The sequence below is a fragment of the Nocardioides okcheonensis genome (assembly GCF_020991065.1).
Classification (GTDB): domain Bacteria; phylum Actinomycetota; class Actinomycetes; order Propionibacteriales; family Nocardioidaceae; genus Nocardioides; species Nocardioides okcheonensis.
The window spans coordinates 2621180-2636731 of the sequence record NZ_CP087710.1; the positions used below are offsets into that span (position 1 = coordinate 2621180).

The 15552-nt window shown below is 74.1% G+C and carries 22 protein-coding genes; 15 read left to right on the forward strand and 7 right to left on the reverse strand.

Annotated features, from left to right (window positions below; translation table 11 throughout):
- Window positions 1-86: 86 nt before the first annotated feature.
- Both LN652_RS12680 and LN652_RS12685 read left to right on the forward strand, forming a co-directional pair.
- Window positions 87-689 carry a LysE/ArgO family amino acid transporter gene (locus tag LN652_RS12680; RefSeq protein ID WP_230440996.1) on the forward strand — a complete coding sequence of 201 codons (603 nt, stop codon included), beginning with the start codon at window positions 87-89 and terminating at the stop codon, window positions 687-689.
- A 48-nt stretch (window positions 690-737) separates the two neighbouring features.
- Window positions 738-1130 (forward strand): DUF1801 domain-containing protein, encoded by a 393-nt coding sequence (locus tag LN652_RS12685; RefSeq protein WP_230440997.1) that lies wholly within the window; start codon window positions 738-740, stop codon window positions 1128-1130.
- Between the two features lie 19 nt (window positions 1131-1149).
- Here the strand turns inward: LN652_RS12685 and LN652_RS12690 are convergent, their stop codons facing one another.
- The gene (locus tag LN652_RS12690) at window positions 1150-1332 is read right to left on the reverse strand and encodes a hypothetical protein (RefSeq protein WP_230440998.1); all 183 of its coding nucleotides are present in this window, start codon (window positions 1330-1332) and stop codon (window positions 1150-1152) included.
- Between the two features lie 50 nt (window positions 1333-1382).
- On the opposite strand from LN652_RS12690, the gene LN652_RS12695 reads away from it, so the two are divergent.
- Window positions 1383-2015, forward strand: a complete 633-nt coding sequence (locus LN652_RS12695) for a hypothetical protein (protein WP_230440999.1) — start codon at window positions 1383-1385, stop codon at window positions 2013-2015.
- Here the strand turns inward: LN652_RS12695 and LN652_RS12700 are convergent.
- The gene (locus tag LN652_RS12700) at window positions 2005-2973 is read right to left on the reverse strand and encodes a helix-turn-helix transcriptional regulator (protein WP_230441000.1); all 969 of its coding nucleotides are present in this window, start codon (window positions 2971-2973) and stop codon (window positions 2005-2007) included. The genes LN652_RS12695 and LN652_RS12700 overlap by 11 nt on opposite strands.
- A 108-nt stretch (window positions 2974-3081) precedes the next feature.
- On the opposite strand from LN652_RS12700, the gene LN652_RS12705 reads away from it, so the two are divergent.
- The 6 genes from LN652_RS12705 to LN652_RS12730 all read left to right on the forward strand — a co-directional run bounded on the left by LN652_RS12705 (window position 3082) and on the right by LN652_RS12730 (window position 9027).
- Window positions 3082-3762: an alpha/beta fold hydrolase gene (locus LN652_RS12705; RefSeq protein ID WP_230441001.1), complete on the forward strand. Its 681-nt coding sequence runs from the start codon at window positions 3082-3084 to the stop codon at window positions 3760-3762.
- A 152-nt stretch (window positions 3763-3914) separates the two neighbouring features.
- Window positions 3915-4268 carry an ArsR/SmtB family transcription factor gene (locus LN652_RS12710; protein ID WP_230441002.1) on the forward strand — a complete coding sequence of 118 codons (354 nt, stop codon included), beginning with the start codon at window positions 3915-3917 and terminating at the stop codon, window positions 4266-4268.
- A 3-nt stretch (window positions 4269-4271) separates the two neighbouring features.
- Window positions 4272-4769: an SRPBCC family protein gene (locus tag LN652_RS12715; protein WP_230441003.1), complete on the forward strand. Its 498-nt coding sequence runs from the start codon at window positions 4272-4274 to the stop codon at window positions 4767-4769.
- A 39-nt stretch (window positions 4770-4808) separates the two neighbouring features.
- On the forward strand, window positions 4809-5372 hold the full coding sequence (locus LN652_RS12720; protein WP_230441004.1) for a dihydrofolate reductase family protein: 564 nt from the start codon (window positions 4809-4811) through the stop codon (window positions 5370-5372).
- A 48-nt stretch (window positions 5373-5420) separates the two neighbouring features.
- Window positions 5421-7265: a Na+/H+ antiporter gene (locus LN652_RS12725; protein ID WP_230441005.1), complete on the forward strand. Its 1845-nt coding sequence runs from the start codon at window positions 5421-5423 to the stop codon at window positions 7263-7265.
- 103 nt (window positions 7266-7368) lie between these two features.
- Complete coding sequence (locus tag LN652_RS12730; protein ID WP_230441006.1) at window positions 7369-9027, forward strand: FAD-dependent oxidoreductase; 1659 nt, start codon at window positions 7369-7371, stop codon at window positions 9025-9027.
- Between the two features lie 9 nt (window positions 9028-9036).
- Here the strand turns inward: LN652_RS12730 and LN652_RS12735 are convergent, their stop codons facing one another.
- Window positions 9037-9414 (reverse strand): DUF1304 domain-containing protein, encoded by a 378-nt coding sequence (locus LN652_RS12735; RefSeq protein ID WP_230441007.1) that lies wholly within the window; start codon window positions 9412-9414, stop codon window positions 9037-9039.
- Between the two features lie 107 nt (window positions 9415-9521).
- On the opposite strand from LN652_RS12735, the gene LN652_RS12740 reads away from it, so the two are divergent.
- Window positions 9522-9731, forward strand: coding sequence for a hypothetical protein (locus LN652_RS12740; protein ID WP_230441008.1), 210 nt, complete (start codon window positions 9522-9524; stop codon window positions 9729-9731).
- A gap of 4 nt (window positions 9732-9735) precedes the next feature.
- Here LN652_RS12740 and LN652_RS12745 read toward each other — a convergent pair whose 3' ends face one another.
- Window positions 9736-10335: a mycothiol transferase gene (locus LN652_RS12745; protein ID WP_230441009.1), complete on the reverse strand. Its 600-nt coding sequence runs from the start codon at window positions 10333-10335 to the stop codon at window positions 9736-9738.
- Window positions 10336-10419: 84 nt separating this feature from the next.
- On the opposite strand from LN652_RS12745, the gene LN652_RS12750 reads away from it, so the two are divergent.
- Both LN652_RS12750 and LN652_RS12755 read left to right on the forward strand, forming a co-directional pair.
- On the forward strand, window positions 10420-11538 hold the full coding sequence (locus LN652_RS12750; RefSeq protein WP_230441010.1) for a beta propeller repeat protein: 1119 nt from the start codon (window positions 10420-10422) through the stop codon (window positions 11536-11538).
- Window positions 11539-11573: 35 nt separating this feature from the next.
- On the forward strand, window positions 11574-11801 hold the full coding sequence (locus tag LN652_RS12755; RefSeq protein WP_230441011.1) for a hypothetical protein: 228 nt from the start codon (window positions 11574-11576) through the stop codon (window positions 11799-11801).
- A 1-nt stretch (window position 11802) separates the two neighbouring features.
- Here LN652_RS12755 and LN652_RS12760 read toward each other — a convergent pair whose 3' ends face one another.
- The gene (locus LN652_RS12760) at window positions 11803-12096 is read right to left on the reverse strand and encodes a putative quinol monooxygenase (RefSeq protein WP_230441012.1); all 294 of its coding nucleotides are present in this window, start codon (window positions 12094-12096) and stop codon (window positions 11803-11805) included.
- Between the two features lie 80 nt (window positions 12097-12176).
- Between LN652_RS12760 and LN652_RS12765 the strand changes: the two genes are divergently transcribed.
- The gene (locus LN652_RS12765) at window positions 12177-12488 is read left to right on the forward strand and encodes a hypothetical protein (protein WP_230441013.1); all 312 of its coding nucleotides are present in this window, start codon (window positions 12177-12179) and stop codon (window positions 12486-12488) included.
- An 18-nt stretch (window positions 12489-12506) separates the two neighbouring features.
- Here LN652_RS12765 and LN652_RS12770 read toward each other — a convergent pair whose 3' ends face one another.
- Window positions 12507-12743 (reverse strand): DUF1059 domain-containing protein, encoded by a 237-nt coding sequence (locus LN652_RS12770; protein ID WP_230441014.1) that lies wholly within the window; start codon window positions 12741-12743, stop codon window positions 12507-12509.
- Between the two features lie 148 nt (window positions 12744-12891).
- The gene (locus tag LN652_RS12775) at window positions 12892-13776 is read right to left on the reverse strand and encodes a sigma-70 family RNA polymerase sigma factor (protein WP_230441015.1); all 885 of its coding nucleotides are present in this window, start codon (window positions 13774-13776) and stop codon (window positions 12892-12894) included.
- Between the two features lie 107 nt (window positions 13777-13883).
- Here LN652_RS12775 and LN652_RS12780 point away from each other — a divergent pair, with 107 nt between their 5' ends.
- Both LN652_RS12780 and LN652_RS12785 read left to right on the forward strand, forming a co-directional pair.
- Window positions 13884-15023: an alpha/beta hydrolase family protein gene (locus tag LN652_RS12780; protein ID WP_230441016.1), complete on the forward strand. Its 1140-nt coding sequence runs from the start codon at window positions 13884-13886 to the stop codon at window positions 15021-15023.
- A gap of 35 nt (window positions 15024-15058) precedes the next feature.
- Complete coding sequence (locus tag LN652_RS12785) at window positions 15059-15484, forward strand: hypothetical protein (RefSeq protein ID WP_230441017.1); 426 nt, start codon at window positions 15059-15061, stop codon at window positions 15482-15484.
- The last annotated feature ends 68 nt before the right edge of the window (window positions 15485-15552 follow it).

Genomic DNA, 15552 nt, shown 5'->3' on the forward strand with positions numbered 1-15552 from the left:
CCCAGTCCGGCGAAGTGGCCTGCCATGGGATATCGCCCCTAGTCACCCCTGACATCCGTCAGGGTCGTCGGCCCTAGATTGGGCGGGTGGGAGACGTCGTCGCCGGGCTGCTGACCGGGCTGTCGCTCATCGTCGCGATCGGTGCGCAGAACGCGTTCGTGCTGCGGCAGGGGCTGCGCCGCAGCCACGTCGGGCTGGTGGTCGCGGTGTGCGCGCTGTCCGACGTCGTGCTGATCCTCGCCGGCGTCGCGGGCATCGGGGTGGTGCTGGACCGGGCCGCGTGGGCGGTCGAGGTGGTGCGCTGGCTCGGCGTCGCGTTCCTCGCCGCCTACGGCGTGCTGTCCCTGCTGCGGGCCCGGCGACCCGAGGCGCTGGCGGTGGGCGACGGCGTCGTCGAGTCACGCCGCGGCGTGCTCGGCCGCGCGGTCGCGCTGACCTGGCTCAACCCGCACGTCTACCTCGACACCGTGCTGCTGCTGGGCTCGGTCGCCGGCACGCACGGCGACCCGGGGCGCTGGTGGTTCGCCCTCGGCGCGTGCGTCGCGAGCCTGCTGTGGTTCGCCGGGCTCGGGTACGGCGCGCGGCTGGCCGCGCCGCGCCTGGCGCGCCCCCGCGCCTGGCAGGTCCTCGACGTCGCCGTCGGGCTCGTGATGCTGGCGATCGCGGCGCGGCTCGCGCTCGGCGCCTGACCCCGGCGGTCGCCCCCCACCCCGACCCAGCTGGGCGATGATGTCCCGATGAGCGACCTGCCCTCCGTCGACGAGATCCTGTCCGCCACCGCCGACGAGCGGCGCCGCGACGATGCCCGCGCCGCGATCGAGCTCATCACCCGGACGACCGGCGCCGAGGCGCGGGTCTGGGGACCGTCGATCGTCGGCTTCGGCCACGCGCCGTACACGACCGCCGACGCCAAGGTGCACGACTGGTTCGCCGTCGGGCTCTCGCCGCGCAAGGCGGCCCTGACCTTCTACGGCCTATTGCAGGACGGTCCCGACGAGCTCCTCGACCTGCTCGGACCCCACACCACCGGCAAGGGCTGCCTCTACGTCAAGCGCCTCGACGCCATCGACACCGCCGTGCTCGGCGAGATCGTCGCGCGGGCCTGGCGGGAGAAGCACGTACCCCACTGAGGACCTCCCCGCGGGGCGGTCAGTCGTCCGACGAGGGCGCGGCTGCCGCGCGGGCGAGCGCCTCGTCGTGCCGCTTGTGCAGCCGCTCGCGGATCTCGGTGGCGTCGTAGTGGCGGCGGACGCGCTCGTCGCGGGCGACGGCGGCGCCGGTGGCGACGCCGGCCAGGACACCGGCGAGTCCGAGCAGCTTCCACGCGCGCATGCGGGCAGCGTAGTCCCCGCCGCGCACGCCGGTGCGGCAGACTTCCGCGCATGGCACCGGCGCTGACGCTCGACGAGGCAGTGGACCTCACCCGCAGCGGGGACATCTGGCTCTTCCGCGGACGGCGCGCGCCCGACCGCGCGATCCGGGCGGTGACCAACTCGCCGGTCAACCACGTCGGGATGGCGGTCGTGGTCGACGACCTGCCGCCGCTCATCTTCCACGCCGAGCTCGGCAAGAAGCAGAAGGACATGTGGACCGGCGCTCACCACCGCGGCGTCCAGCTGCACGACCTGCGCGAGGCGGTCGCGCGCTGGCAGGGCGAGTACAAGCAGGACGCCTGGCTCCGCCAGCTCGAGCCGGAGATCGGTCGCGACGAGGAGGACGGCATGCTGCGCGCGGTCGCCCGCCTCGACGGCGTCTCGTTCCCGAGCATGACCAGGCTCGCGTCGCGCTGGCTGCGCGGGCGCGACGCGTACGTCCCGCGCAAGAAGCGCGGTCGGCGGGTCACGCCGGAGGCCGCCTTCTGCGCGGAGATCGTCGCGACCTGCTACATCGAGATGGGCATCCTGCTCGACGACCGCCGCGCCACCTGGTACGACCCCGGCAAGTTCTGGAGCGGCGACTTCCTGCCCATCTCCGACGGCTGGACCCTCGGCAAGGAGGTCGCGGTCAGCCGCTGACCGGCGCCTCGAGCGACGCGCGCAGCCGGTCCGCGACCTCGCCGACCGCGGCTCGCAGCTCCGGTCCACCCACCACCGTGAACGGGAACGGCACGCCGGCCAGCCACTCCCCGGCGTACGCCTGGGGGTTGCTGGTCGAGCCGACCAGCTCGCAGCCGCCGTCCGGGAGCGGGCGGAGGTCGCCGAGGGTCGGGCGGATCCACGGGCGGACCTCCTCGATCGGGAGGTCGAAGACGACGTGGGTGTCGTGCTCCCAGCCCCTGCCGAGGTTGGCCTCGAGCTCTGCGGCCGGGTCGAGGTCGGCGGGCACGGTGAACGTCCCCTCCAGCTCCTCGACCGAGGTGATCCGGTCGACGCGGAAGGTCCGCAGCGCGTCGGCGTGGTGGGAGTGGCACAGCAGGTACCACCGGCCGTAGCGCACGACGACCGACCACGGGTCGACCTCGAACGTGCGCGGGTTGCCGGCCGCGGTGCGGTAGCCGATCCGGACCTGGCGCTGCGCGGCCACGGCCGCCACCAGCGAGCTGGTGACCTCCGGGTCGGGCTTGGCGGGGAAGCGCTCCGGCACCGTGCGCGCGGTCTCGCGGACCGCGACCGCCTGCCGCGCGACGTTGGTCGGCAGCACCCGCAGGATCTTGCCGAGCGCAGAGCCGACCGGGTCGTCGGGGTCGGCGACCCGGTGCTGGGAGTCGAGCGCCGCCATCACCAGCCCGAGCGCCTCGGTGGCGGAGAACACCAGCGGCGGCAGCCGCAGCCCGCGACCGAGCGTGTAGCCGCCGTAGGGGCCGCGGGTCGACTCCACCGGGATGTCGGCCTCGCGCAGGATCGCGACGTAGCGCCGGGCGGCGCGCTCGGTGACCCCGAGCCGGGCGGCGAGCTCGGCGGCGGTGACCCCGGGTCGTGACTGCAGGACGTCGAGCGCCCGCAGCGCCCGCGCGGTCGGGCTGATCTCGCTCATGGATCCATCGTCGCACCGGTTCCGGACGCCTTCCGTCCGGAACCGGTCCTACGGTGGTGCCCGAGGGTCGAACGACACGCAACGACACCGAACGAGGGAGAACGACGGATGGACATCGTGCTGATCGCCGGGATGTGGCTGGACGCCTCGGCCTGGGACGAGGTGCTGCCCGAGCTCGAGCGGCTCGGCCACCGCGGCATCCCGGTCGCGCTGCCCGGCCAGGGCGACGGCGACACCACCGCGACCTACGACGACCAGGTCGCCGCGGTGCTCGCCGCGGTCGACGCGGCCGACCGGCCGCTGGTCGTCGGCCACTCGGCCGCCTGCACGCTGGCGTGGACGGCGGCGGACCAGCGGCCCGACGCGATCACCGGCGTCGCGCTGATCGGCGGCTTCCCCTCGACCGAGGGCGACGCCTACGCCGACTTCTTCGAGCCGGTCGACGGCCTGATGGCCTTCCCGGGCTGGGAGCCGTTCGAGGGACCGGACTCCGACGACATGTCCGCCGAGCTCAAGGCGTCCGTCGCCGCGGGCGCGCACGCGGTGCCGGTCGGGGTGACCCGCGGCGTCGTGCACTGGACCGACACGCGTCGCCACGACGTACCGCTGACCCTCGTGTGCCCGGAGTTCAGCCCCGAGCAGGCACGCGAGTGGATCGGGTCGGGCGACGTGCCCGAGCTGGGCGCGGCCACCGCCCTCGAGCTGGTCGACCTCGACTCCGGCCACTGGCCGATGTGGACCCAGCCGGCCGCGCTGGCCGCGCTGCTCGACGGGGCCGCCCGCCGCTGAGCCGGGAGGGGTCGGATCGGGTCGGGCCCCACCCCCCCGACCCCGGTCATCTGAGGACGTCCTGCAGCTCCGGACCACCGGATCGGCTGCAGGACGTCCTCAGATGGCGTGGGGGTTGACAACGTACAACCAGTTGGTTGTACGTTGGTCCCGTGATCGAGGACGCGGAGGACCGGGCGGACGCCTGGTTCCACGCGCTCGCCGACCGCACCCGGCGCGACATCCTGCGCCGGGTGCTGTCCGGGGAGCACTCGGTCTCGACCCTGGCGCAGAGCTACGACATGAGCTTCGCCGCCGTCCAGAAGCACGTCGCGGTGCTCGAGCGGGCGGGCCTGCTGACCAAGCGTCGGCAGGGCCGCGAGGCGCTCGCGAGCGGTGACGTGGAGGCCGTGCGCTCGGTGGGCGTGATGCTCACCGAGCTCGAGGACCTCTGGCGCGGCCGGATCTCGCGGATGGACGAGCTCCTCGCCCTCGACCCCGCCGACCACCGACCCGAGGAGGACTGACCCATGCCCGTCACCAGCACCCAGCACGACCTCGACGCGCTCACCCTGACCATCACCGCCGACTTCGCCGCTCCCCCCGAGCGCGTGTGGGCGATCTACGAGGACCCGCGCCAGCTCGAGCGGGTCTGGGGGCCGCCGGGCTACCCCGCCACCTTCGTCGACCACGCCCTGGAGCCGGGCAGCCGGTCGACCTACTACATGACCAGCCCGGAGGGTCAGCGCTTCTACGCCTACTGGGACGTCACCAGCGTCGCGGGGCCGGACGGGTTCACCTTCGACGACGGGTTCGCGCTCGACGAGACCTTCGCCCCCAACACCTCGATGCCGCAGTCGCACGCCGACTACGCGTTCGTCGCGACCGACGACGGCACCCACGCCACCTTCGTCACGTCCTACGCCAGCGCCGACGACCTCCAGCAGGTGCTGGACATGGGCGTCGTCGAAGGATCGACGGCCGCCATCAACCAGATCGACGACCTGCTCGCGGCCGACGCCGCCTGAGCCCGCCCCACCACCCGTTGCACCGAGAGGACCCACCGCATGCGCCCCATCGTCGTCACCGAGTTCATCACCCTCGACGGGATCGTCGAGGCCCCCGGCGGAGGTGACCACCCCCACGCCGGCTGGACCTTCAAGGACGTCGCCTTCGAGGAGGCCGCCTACGACATCAAGGGCCGCGAGACCGAGCAGGCCTCCGCCCTGCTGCTCGGGCGGCAGTCCTACGACGAGTTCGCCCCGGTCTGGCCCTCGATGGAGGAGTTCACCACCTACAACGCGATGCCCAAGTACGTCGTGTCGACCACGCTCGAGGGTGACACCGCGCCGTGGGGCGACGGCGAGGTCTCCGTGCTGCGCTCCCTCGACGACGTGGCCGCCCTGCGCGAGTCCGACGGCGGCGAGATCCACGTCCACGGCAGCCCCACGCTGGCGCAGGGCCTCGCCGCGGCCGGCCTCGTCGACCGCTACCACCTCCTGGTCTTCCCGCTGCTGCTCGGCAGCGGCAAGAAGCTGTTCGGCGACGGCGCGAAGACCTCGCTGCGGCTCACCGAGCACGCGGCCTACGCCAACGGGATCACGCTGCAGGTGCTCGAGGTCGTCCGCTGATCGCGAACGACCTCGCCTGAGGAGGGCCCGACCCGCCAGACTCGTCCGGTGGAACTCGCCCTGCTGCTCGTCTCGATGGCGGCCGTCGTCCTGGCCGCGACCGCCGTGAGCGACCGCCTGCACGTCCCGGCCCCCCTGCTGCTCGTCGTGGTGGGGGCCGTGGCGTCGTACGTCCCCGGCGTCCCGACCATCCACCTCGAGTCCGAGGTGGTGCTGCTCGGCCTGCTGCCGCCGCTGCTCTACGCCGCCGCCATCCAGACCTCGCTGGTCGACTTCAACGCCAACCGCGGCTCGATCCTGCGGCTGTCGGTCGTCCTGGTGGTGATCACCTCGCTCGTCGTCGGGGCGGTCGTCGAGTGGCTGGTGCCGGGCATCGGCTGGGCCGCGGCGATCGCGATCGGGGCCGTGGTCGCGCCGCCGGACGCGGTCGCGGCGACCGCCGTCGCGCGCCGGATCGGGCTCCCCCGCCGCGTGGTGACGATCCTCGAGGGCGAGTCGCTGCTCAACGACGCGACCGCGCTCGTCGCGCTCGGCACCGCGACCGCCGCACTGAGCGGGAGCGTCACGATGGGCGCGGTCGGGCTCGACTTCCTGCTCGCCGCGGGCGGCGGCACCGCGATCGGCGTGCTGTTCTTCGTGGTCGTGGCCTGGCTGCGCAAGCGGCTGACCGACCCGCTGCTCGACACCGCGCTGTCCTTCCTGACCCCGTTCGCGGCATTCGTCGCGGCCGAGGAGATCCACGCCTCGGGCGTCATCGCGGTGGTGGTGGCCGGCCTGCTGCTGGGCCACAAGGCGCCGATCATCCAGACCGCCCAGTCGCGGATCACCGAGCGGATCACGTGGCGCACGGTCGCGTTCGTCCTGGAGAACACCGTCTTCCTGCTGATCGGGCTCCAGCTCGACTGGATCCTCGCCGACGTCGCCGAGTCGACCCTGACCGGCGCCCGGATCGCCCTCGTCTGCGCCGCCACCTTCGCCACGGTCATCGCCGTCCGCATGGCCTGGGTGTTCGGCACGCTGCTCTTCCGCCGGCTGGGCTCGGACCCGCTGCCGGCGTCGTGGACGTTCCTCATCGGCTGGGCCGGGATGCGCGGCGTGGTGACGCTGGCCGCCGCCTTCGTCATCCCCGAGGACGCGCCGCACCGCGAGGTGCTGCTGCTGGTCGCCTTCACCGTGGTGGCCGGCACCCTGCTGGTCCAGGGGCTCACCCTGCCGCCGCTGACCCGGCTGCTGCGGGTGCCCGCCCCCGACCCCGCGGAGGACGCCCTGTCGCGTGCCGGGCTGCTGCAGCAGGCGGCCGACGCCGGCCTGGCCAAGCTCGAGGAGCTGGACTTCGACGACCACCACGGCGTCGACGCGCAGGTGCGCGCCCGGATCGACCAGCGCACGTTCGCGGCCTGGGAGCAGCTCTCCACCGCCGAGGGCGAGGAGACGCCGTCCGAGCTCTACACCCGCGTGCGCCGGGAGATGATCGCCGCGGAGCGCGCCAAGGTGCTGCTGGTGCGGAGCAAGGGCAGGCTCGCCTCGGAGGTCGTCAGCGAGGTGCTCGGCATGCTCGACATCGAGGAGTCGATGCTCGACGCCGGCACCGAGGCGCGCGCGAGCGTGCGCAACACCTCGATGGCGTTCACCGCCGGCCGGGTCTGCGACGACCTCGCCGAGCAGCCGGCCATCGAGACCGTCGCCGACCCGGCGTGCGCGTCCTGCCTGGCCGACGGCACCCGCTGGGTGTCGCTGCGCCAGTGCCTGACCTGCGGCCATGTCGGCTGCTGCGACTCCTCGGTCGGCAGGCACGCCACCGCGCACTTCCACGACACGCTCCACCCGGTCATGCAGTCCGCCGAGCCGGACGAGCAGTGGCGCTGGTGCTACGTCCACAACCTCACCGGCTGACGTCGTCCCTGGTATCTACGGACGTTCTGGTGGGCGAAATGGCCTGAACACCCACCACAACGTCCGTAGATACCAGGACGGGACCCGGCACTAGGCTGGCGGCATGGGAGCACCCGCGATCGTGGTCGCGTCGGCGAACCACGGTGAGGTCCTGGCCGACACCTTCGCCCGCTACGAGCGGGAGTACGACGTCCGGCTGGTCCGCGACGAGGCCAGCGCGAAGCAGACGGCGAAGGACCTCGTGGCCACCGGGCACCAGGTGGCGCTGTTCGTGATCGACACCGACCACGACGAGCAGATGCTGTTCGCGCTGTTGGGCGGCACCCGCAAGGCGGTGCCGACCGCGCGCCGGCTGCTCGTCTCGCACATCAGCCGGTTCCGCGCCGACAACCCGACCTTCCGCCACGCCGTGGCCGCCGGCAAGGTCGACGCGCTGCTGCTGATGCCGCAGGGCCCGCGCGACGAGGAGTTCCACGGTGCCGTCGGCGAGCTGCTCAACGAGTGGAACGCCACCGTCGCCGCCCCGGTGGTCGAGAACGTCCGGATCATCACCCCCGAGAAGGACGCCCTCACCCGCGAGCTGCTCGACTACCTCAGCCGGGTCGGGCTCCCCGCCGGGGTGCACCACCCCGACAGCGAGGTCGGGCGCGCGGTGATGGCCGACTGCCCCGACGACGAGGGCCGCTGGCCGGTCGTCTCGTCGCTCGCCGGCTGGTGCGGGCACTGTCCCGACGTGCGGTCGCTGGCCAACCAGCTCTACGGACGTCCCGACGAGATCGACGTCGACGAGGTCGTCGACCTGGTGGTGGTCGGCGCAGGACCCGCCGGGCTGGCGGCGAGCGTGTACGCCTCGAGCGAGGGCCTGCGCACGATCTGCCTCGAGGCCGAGGCGATCGGCGGCCAGGCCGGCACGAGCTCGATGATCCGCAACTACCTCGGCTTCCCGCGCGGTATCTCCGGCATGCGGCTGGCCCAGCGGGCCCGCGGTCAGGCACTGCGCTTCGGCACCCGCTTCTTCACCGGCTGGCCGGCCACCGGGATCTCGCCGTGCGAGGACGGCGGGCACCACGTCGTGCACACCGACGGCGGCGACGTGCACACGCGCTCGGTCCTGGTCTCGACCGGCGTCGACTACCGCCGGCTCGGGGTCGAGGCGATCGAGGAGATGGTCGGGCGGGGTGTCTTCTACGGGGCCGCGATGGCCGCCGCCCGTGAGCTCGCCGGCGACCACGTGGTGATCGTCGGCGGCGGCAACTCCGCCGGCCAGGCCGCGATCCACGCCGCCCGGTTCGCGAGCCGGGTGACGATCCTGGTCCGCCGCCCCGGCCTGGCGGAGACCATGTCGTCCTACCTCATCGACGAGATCGAGTGGAACCCGCGCATCGAGGTGCGCGGCTCGGCCTGCGTCGTCGACGGCGGGCCCGACGACGTGGGCCACCTCGCATGGCTGGAGGTCGAGGACCAGCTCACCGGGGAGCGCGACCGGGTCGAGGCGCGCGGGCTCTTCCTGCTGCTCGGCGCCGAGCCCGAGTGCAGCTGGCTCCCCGAGGAGGTGCTGCGCGACGCCCGCGGCTTCGTGCTCACCGGCCGCGACGTGCCGCGCGAGCTGTGGGTCCACGACGTCCCGCCCAGCGACCTCGGCACCACCGTCCCCGGCGTCTTCGCGGCCGGTGACATCCGCTCGGGCTCGATGAAGCGGGTCGCGTCGGCGACCGGCGAGGGGGCGTCGGTCGTCTCCGCGGTGCACGCCTGGCTGGCGTGAGGCCCGCCGTCAGAGCTGCAGCAGCACGAACAGCACGGCGAGGGCCGGCAGCGTCCCCTGCGTGACCGCGGCCCGGGCCATCGACCGGTCGTGGGTGACCAGCACGAGCGCGGCCGCGAGCATCGACCCGGTCCCGGCGAGGATGAGCGTGGCTCCGACGGTGGTGTCGGCTCCCCCCGCCAGGATGCCGACGATCACCATGACCGCCAGGAAGAGGTTGTAGAAGCCCTGGTTGTAGGCCAGCGGCTTCGTGATCTCGGCGTCCGACTCGGACGTCCCGAAGGTCCTGCGGGTCGCGGGCTCGGTCCAGCGGAACGACTCGAGCACCCAGATGTAGACGTGGAGAAACGCGGCGCCGGCCGCGAGCACCTCGGCGAGGATCGTCATGGACGCACCCTAGGGCGCCCTACCCCTCCGTGGGTGGCACGACGGCGGCCGTGGGCGGAGAGTGAGGCGCACGGCGATCCCCGCCGTGAGGATCGAGGAGGTCCAGCGTGGGACGACTGATCGGCATCCTGCTCGTCGTGTGGCTCGTGATCGGAGCGTTCGCGGCCTACCAGCGCGGCTACTTCGACGACGCCGACACCAACTGCTCGGAGACCAGCGACATCGTGCTCAACATCGTCGCCGGCCCGCTCAACTACACCGGGATCAACCCCAAGACCGACTGCCCGGACGTCGAGGTCCCCGAGCCGTCGCAGTAGGGCCTCACCGCCAGGGCAGCACCCAGTCCGCCGGCGGGTCCTCGCCGACGCGACCGTCGACGGCCTCGCGGAGCAGGTCGGCGTGGCCGGTGTGGCGGGCGTACTCCTCGAGCAGGTCGCACAGCAGGCGCCGCAGCCGCGGGTGGTTGCCGTTGCCGTCGTCGACGTGGGCGACGAGGTCGAGCCCGCCCTCGGCGAGAGCCTCGTCGATCCGGCGGTTGTTGCGACCGACCGCCTCGTCGAAGACCGCGTACGTCTCCGCGGCGGTGAGGGCCTCGACGCCGGCCTCGAACTCCCACTCGTCGGTGCCGTCGTGGCCCAGCGACCGCCAGGGCTCGACGAGCTCCTCGCCGCGCAGCTTCGTCGTCAGGTAGTAGTCCTCGGCGAGCGCGAGGTGGAGCAGCAGCCCGCCCAGCGACAGCGCCGACGAGGGGATGCGGTGGCGCAGGCCGGCCTCGTCGAGGCCGTCGGCCTTCCACCGCAGCGTGGCGCGCATCCGGCCCAGCGCGCCGGTGAGGTGCTCGGCCTCGGTGCCGTCGATCGGGGGCTCCCACGGGGGCGGCACCCAGGCGTCCGGGGCGTGGTCGGTGTCGGTCTCGCTCATGGGCCCATCGTGCACCCGGTTCCGGACGATCGGCTTCCGCTGGCACCTCTGGACAACCGCACCGCGGCCCAGCAGGCTGGCCGGATGCGACGACTCGGACCCCTCCGCACCCCCGCCCTCCTCCTCTCCGCCCTCCTCCCGGCCCTCGCCCTCGCGGTGCCCGCGACCGCCGGCCCCGGCAACGGGCACGGCAACGGCAACGGCCACGGGCCGAAGACCTCTGACCCGTTCCGGCACGGCTGGGAGGAGAAGGTGCTCGACGCCGACCAGAACTTCCGCGGCCTCGACGCGGTCTCGCGGAAGGAGGCGTGGGTGACCGGCGAGAGCCTCACCGACGGTGCGGCCGCGAAGGTCTTCCGCACGACCGACCGCGGGACGACCTGGGTCGACGTCACCCCCGCCGACACCGAGGGCCTGTCGTTCCGCGACGTCGAGGTGGACGGGAAGGTCGCCCACGTGCTCGCGATCGGACCCGGCGAGGCGTCGCGGATCTACCGCTCCACCGACGGCGGCCGGAGCTGGACCGAGGCCTTCCGCAACGACGACGAGAACGCGTTCTACGACTGCATGGCGTTCTACCCCGGCGGCCGCAGGGGCCTCGCGGTCAGCGACCCGGTCGACGGCAAGCTGCGCATCCTCTCCACCCGTGACCGCGGCCGCAGCTGGAAGGTGCTGCCGTCGGCGGGCATGCCCGACAGCGCCGACGAGTTCGGCTTCGCGGCCAGCGGCGACTGCCTGGTCACCGCCGGCAAGGCGGCGTTCATCGTCACCGGCGGCGCCCAGAGCCGCGTCCTGCGCAGCGACGACCGCGGCCTCACCTGGACGGCCGTCGAGTCCGGGATCCCGGCGGGTGAGTCCGCCGGCGGCTTCGCCGGTGCCTTCGCCTCGCCCCGCCGCGGCATCGTCGTCGGCGGCGACTTCGCCGACGCGTCGGACACCGCCGACACCACGGCGTATACCCGCGACGGCCGCTCCTGGACCCTCGGCGCCGACCTGACGCACGTCGGCGAGGACGTCACGTTCGTCCGCGGCTGGAAGGTCGCACTCGCCACCGGCGACTACGACGGCTCGGTCGGCTCCAGCCTCACCACCGACGGCGGGCGCACCTGGAAGCGGGTCAGCGACCTCGGCTACCACGTCGTCGACTGCGTGGCCAAGGTCTGCTGGGCAGCCGGCAGCGTGGGCCGGGTCGGGCGCGGCTGACCCATCCGGTCCCCCGCGGGCCTCGAACCACCCGCGTGACCGACACCTTCTTCGCCAGCCGGAGCGTCCCGCGGCACCTCGTCCGCGGGGCGCTCGGGCTGCCGCTGATGGTGGCCGCGTTCGTGCTGGTGCCGTGGTGGGGCCCGCTGGCGCTGCTGCTCGCGGTGCCGGCTGCGGTGCTGCTGCGGGGCTGCCCGACCTGCTGGGCGCTCGGCCTCGCGCAGACCTGCGCGGTGCGTGACGCCGCGCGGGTCCCGGACTGACCTACTCGACCGGGCGCAGCGGGTGGATGGCCACCTCGCCGTCGAGCGCGCCGCCAGCCGCCGCGAACGCGGCCGCCACGTGCGGCGTCGCCATGTGCGCGTCGAGCGCCGCCTGGTCGGTCCACCGCTCGACGGTCACGAACGTGCCGGGCGCGGCCGCCGACTCGAACAGGTCGTAGGCCAGGCAGCCCTCCTCGCCGCGGGTCGCGGCGACCAGCTCGGTGAGCGCCGGCCGGACCTGGTCGACGGCCTCGGGCTTGACGGGGATGGTGGCAACGACGTGGAGCTCGCTCATGGGTTCCCTCTCGCAGGCGGACCGCCAGTCTGCCCGCCGCGGCCGCCCGGGGCCATCCCCCGGCTGGCTAGGCTCGGACCGTGCCCGACCTCTCCCGTCTCCCCACCGCCCCCCTGCTCGCCGCCGGCCTGGTGGGCGGCTTCACCCTCGCCCAGCGCACCGGCGTCCGCCCCCTCGGCGGCGCCGCGATGCTCGGCGCGAACGCCCTCGCCGCGCGGCAGTGGTACGCCGTCGGCGGTGCGCCGCTGACCGCCGGCCTCAGCGCGGCCTACTGGGCCGCGATGGGCGTCTCGCACCCGCTGGCCCGGAAGATCGGCACCTGGCCGTCGGTGCTCGGCGTCACCGCCGCGGCCGCCGGCGCGGCGTACGCGCTCGCCGACCGCCGGGCCTGAGCCCCGGGCCCGTCCGGTTCAGTCGTCGGGGAGGGCGGCGAAGGCCGCCTTCATGTCGCGGTACCACCCGAGCGACTTCCGGGGGTGGCGCCAGCGAGCCTTCATCTCGTCACGGGCGGGCTGGTGGGCGGCGTCGCCGTCCTTCTCGGCCTGCTTGAGGTGCTGGTCCTGCGCGTTGATCACGTCGTCGTGGGTCTCGCCGCGGTGGGCGAGGTCGCACGGGCCGCCGAGCTGGCGGCAGGTCATCGTCTTCATCGTGTCTCCTTCTGTGGTGAAACCTGGTGGTGTCACACCCCGAGCCATCTCCCAGGGCGGCGCGGGGCCTGGTGCGTCACGGGCCGTGTCGCCACGAGGCGGTGGGTGTCCCCGGACGTGACCCACCCCGGGGGCAGGACGCGGGCCCTCACCGCCGGTCCGGACCGTCGCGGCGCACGACGCGGGCCAGCAGGTCGGGCGCTGCGCGGAACGTGATCGCGCGGACCCGGCCGCCGGCGACCTCGAAGTCGAAGACCACCCTGGCCTCGCCGCGCAGGAACCACGCGGACGCGGGCCGCTCGTCGACCAGGACCGGCAACGCGGACTGCGCGCTGCCGCTGAAGAAGGCCGCGACCTCGTCGCGACCCTCGATGCGCGCCGGGGTGCCGGCCAGGACCGCGGCCTCGTCGGCGCCGACGACCGCGTCGGGGGCGAGCAGCTGCAGCAGCCGGGGCAGGTCGCCGCCGCGCGCCGCGGCCATGAAGGCGTCGACGACCTCCCAGTCGGCGAGCGCGTCGGCGGAGGCAGGCTGGGCGACCTTGGCCCGGGCCCGCGAGGCGAGCTTGCGGGCGGCGGCCGGGGTGGTGTCGAGGAGGGCGGCGATCGTGGGGAACTCGAAGCCGAAGCTGTCGTGCAGCACGAACGCGACCCGCTCGCGCGGGGTGAGCCGGTCGATCACCGCCTGCAGCGCGATCCCGACCGTGTCGGCGAGGGCGACGTCGTCGGCGGGGTCCACCGACGACGACACCGCTGCGGCGTCGGCCAGCGCGTCGTCGTCCACCGGCACCGGCGTCCTCGAGCGCAGCCGGTCCAGGCACAGGCGGGTGGTCACGGTGGTCAGCCAGGCTGGGAGGCTCTCGATCGCGTCCGCGTCGCTCCGGCGCGCGCGGTCCAGCCGGAGCCAGGCCTGCTGCACGACGTCCTCGGCCTCGGCGTGGTCGCCGAGCACCCGCGTGGCGAGGCCCACCAACCGCGGTCGCTCGGACTCGAAGTCCTCCGCGACGCGCGCCGCCCGGTCGTCCGTGTGCTCCATGTCCCCCGCCTCTCGTCCGGCATCCTCACCCCTGTGACGTACGGGCGCGACCCGGTGTGACCGGATGCCGCGACCCATTTCTGGGAATCGTCGCGCACACTGGAGCGATGACGACGCTGCGCGCGAGGGACGCGGGCCGGCTCGCCTCGGCGGCGACGGCCCTGGTCCTGCTCGTGGGCTGCTCCTCGACCCCGGACGACGACCCGGCGACGAGCGGACCCGCACCGTCCTCGTCCCCGTCCGACCCGGCGCCGTCGGAGGAGCCCGCCGAGCCGGACCCGAGCGAGGAGTCGACCGAGGAGCCGACCGAGGAGCCGACCGAGGAGGCGACCGAGGAGGCGACCGAGCAGCCGCGCCCGATCTCGCTGGCCGCGCTCGCCCAGGCCGACCTCACCGGTGGCGGGCTGCGCCTGGGCGCGGTCCGCGAGCGCACCGCGACCTACACCTCGTACGACGTGACGTTCCGCTCGACGACGGCCGGGGCCGGCACCGCCCCGCTGCGGATCAGCGGGGTGCTCAACGTCCCGTCCGGGCGCGGTCCCTTCCCCGCCGTCGTGCTCGCGCACGGCTACATCGACCCCGCCTACTACGTCCGCGGCCAGGGGATGACCCGCGAGCGCGGCTTCCTCGCCGAGCGCGGCTTCGTGGCCCTGCACGTCGACTACCGCAACCACGCCGAGTCGACCGACGACCCGCGCATCGAGACCGCTGTCCGGCTCGGCTACGCCGCCGACGTGGCCGCCGCGGCCCGCGCCCTCGCCGCGTCCCGCGAGGTCCGGGTCGACCCCGACCGGATCGCGCTCTTCGGTCGGTCGATGGGCGGCGGGGTGATGCTCAAGGCGCTGGCGGCCGATCCCGGCCTGTTCGCCGCCGGTGTCGGCTGGGCCTCGGTCTCGAGCCTGGAGGGGCAGAACTTCGACCACTTCCAGCGCCCGGACGCACCGGTCGACGCCCTGCGCGCCGGGTTCCGCGGCCGGCACGGCCTGCCCGACGAGGACCCCGCCTTCTGGCGCGGCGTCTCGCCGCGGCCGGTCTTCGGCGACATCACCGAGCCCGTGCTGATGGTGCACGGGCGCTTCGACGACACCTGCCCGCCGCCGTGGGCCCGCGCCACCCAGCGCGCGCTGACCGCGGCCGGGGTCGACAGCACGCTGGAGTGGTACGACGACGGGCACGCGTTCGGGCCGGCGTTCGTCGCCGCGATGGACCGCACGGTCCGCTTCCTCCGCGCGCGCATGCCCGCCTGAAGGAGCCGACCGGCGCCACCGGACGTCCCATCCCCGTGCGCCACCTCCTCGGGACCGTCCTCGCCTGCTCCGTCCTCGCCTGCGCGACCGGCTGCGGGGACGACCCGCGTGACGTCGTCCTGCAGCCGGACGGGCCCCCGCCGTCGGCGACGACCGGCGCCAGCAGCCCGACCAACAGCCCGACCAACAGCCCGACCAACAGCCCGACCGACAGCCCGACCAAGCCGCCGACCGAGGGCCTGGAGAAGCTGCGCGTCGTCGGGCAGGTCGTCGAGGTCGGTGACTGCGTGGTCGTGCGCGACGACAACGGGACGGCCTGGACGATGACCGGCGACCTCGCACGCGAGCTGGTCCTCGACGACCAGGTCCAGGTCACGGGCACTCCGCTGCTCGCGGCCACCGGGTGCGGTGGGCCGCCCGTCGAGGTCGCGCGCGTCACGGTCCTGCCCCTCCCGGAGTAGGTCGCGGACACGACGGAGGGGCCGGGAGCCCACGGCTCCCGACCCCTCCGGTGGTGCGTCAGGTCTGC

Bases quoted from the DNA above. Each gene is read 5' to 3' on its own strand.
- LN652_RS12685 (WP_230440997.1), top strand. From the start codon at position 738: ATGAGCGACCTGCCCTCCGTCGACGAGATCCTGTCCGCCACCGCCGAC.
- LN652_RS12690 (WP_230440998.1), bottom strand. From the start codon at position 1,332: ATGCGCGCGTGGAAGCTGCTCGGACTCGCCGGTGTCCTGGCCGGCGTC.
- LN652_RS12695 (WP_230440999.1), top strand. From the start codon at position 1,383: ATGGCACCGGCGCTGACGCTCGACGAGGCAGTGGACCTCACCCGCAGC.
- LN652_RS12700 (WP_230441000.1), bottom strand. From the start codon at position 2,973: ATGAGCGAGATCAGCCCGACCGCGCGGGCGCTGCGGGCGCTCGACGTC.
- LN652_RS12705 (WP_230441001.1), top strand. From the start codon at position 3,082: ATGGACATCGTGCTGATCGCCGGGATGTGGCTGGACGCCTCGGCCTGG.
- LN652_RS12715 (WP_230441003.1), top strand. From the start codon at position 4,272: ATGCCCGTCACCAGCACCCAGCACGACCTCGACGCGCTCACCCTGACC.
- LN652_RS12720 (WP_230441004.1), top strand. From the start codon at position 4,809: ATGCGCCCCATCGTCGTCACCGAGTTCATCACCCTCGACGGGATCGTC.
- LN652_RS12730 (WP_230441006.1), top strand. From the start codon at position 7,369: ATGGGAGCACCCGCGATCGTGGTCGCGTCGGCGAACCACGGTGAGGTC.
- LN652_RS12735 (WP_230441007.1), bottom strand. From the start codon at position 9,414: ATGACGATCCTCGCCGAGGTGCTCGCGGCCGGCGCCGCGTTTCTCCAC.
- LN652_RS12745 (WP_230441009.1), bottom strand. From the start codon at position 10,335: ATGAGCGAGACCGACACCGACCACGCCCCGGACGCCTGGGTGCCGCCC.
- LN652_RS12750 (WP_230441010.1), top strand. From the start codon at position 10,420: ATGCGACGACTCGGACCCCTCCGCACCCCCGCCCTCCTCCTCTCCGCC.
- LN652_RS12760 (WP_230441012.1), bottom strand. From the start codon at position 12,096: ATGAGCGAGCTCCACGTCGTTGCCACCATCCCCGTCAAGCCCGAGGCC.
- LN652_RS12770 (WP_230441014.1), bottom strand. From the start codon at position 12,743: ATGAAGACGATGACCTGCCGCCAGCTCGGCGGCCCGTGCGACCTCGCC.
- LN652_RS12775 (WP_230441015.1), bottom strand. From the start codon at position 13,776: ATGGAGCACACGGACGACCGGGCGGCGCGCGTCGCGGAGGACTTCGAG.
- LN652_RS12780 (WP_230441016.1), top strand. From the start codon at position 13,884: ATGACGACGCTGCGCGCGAGGGACGCGGGCCGGCTCGCCTCGGCGGCG.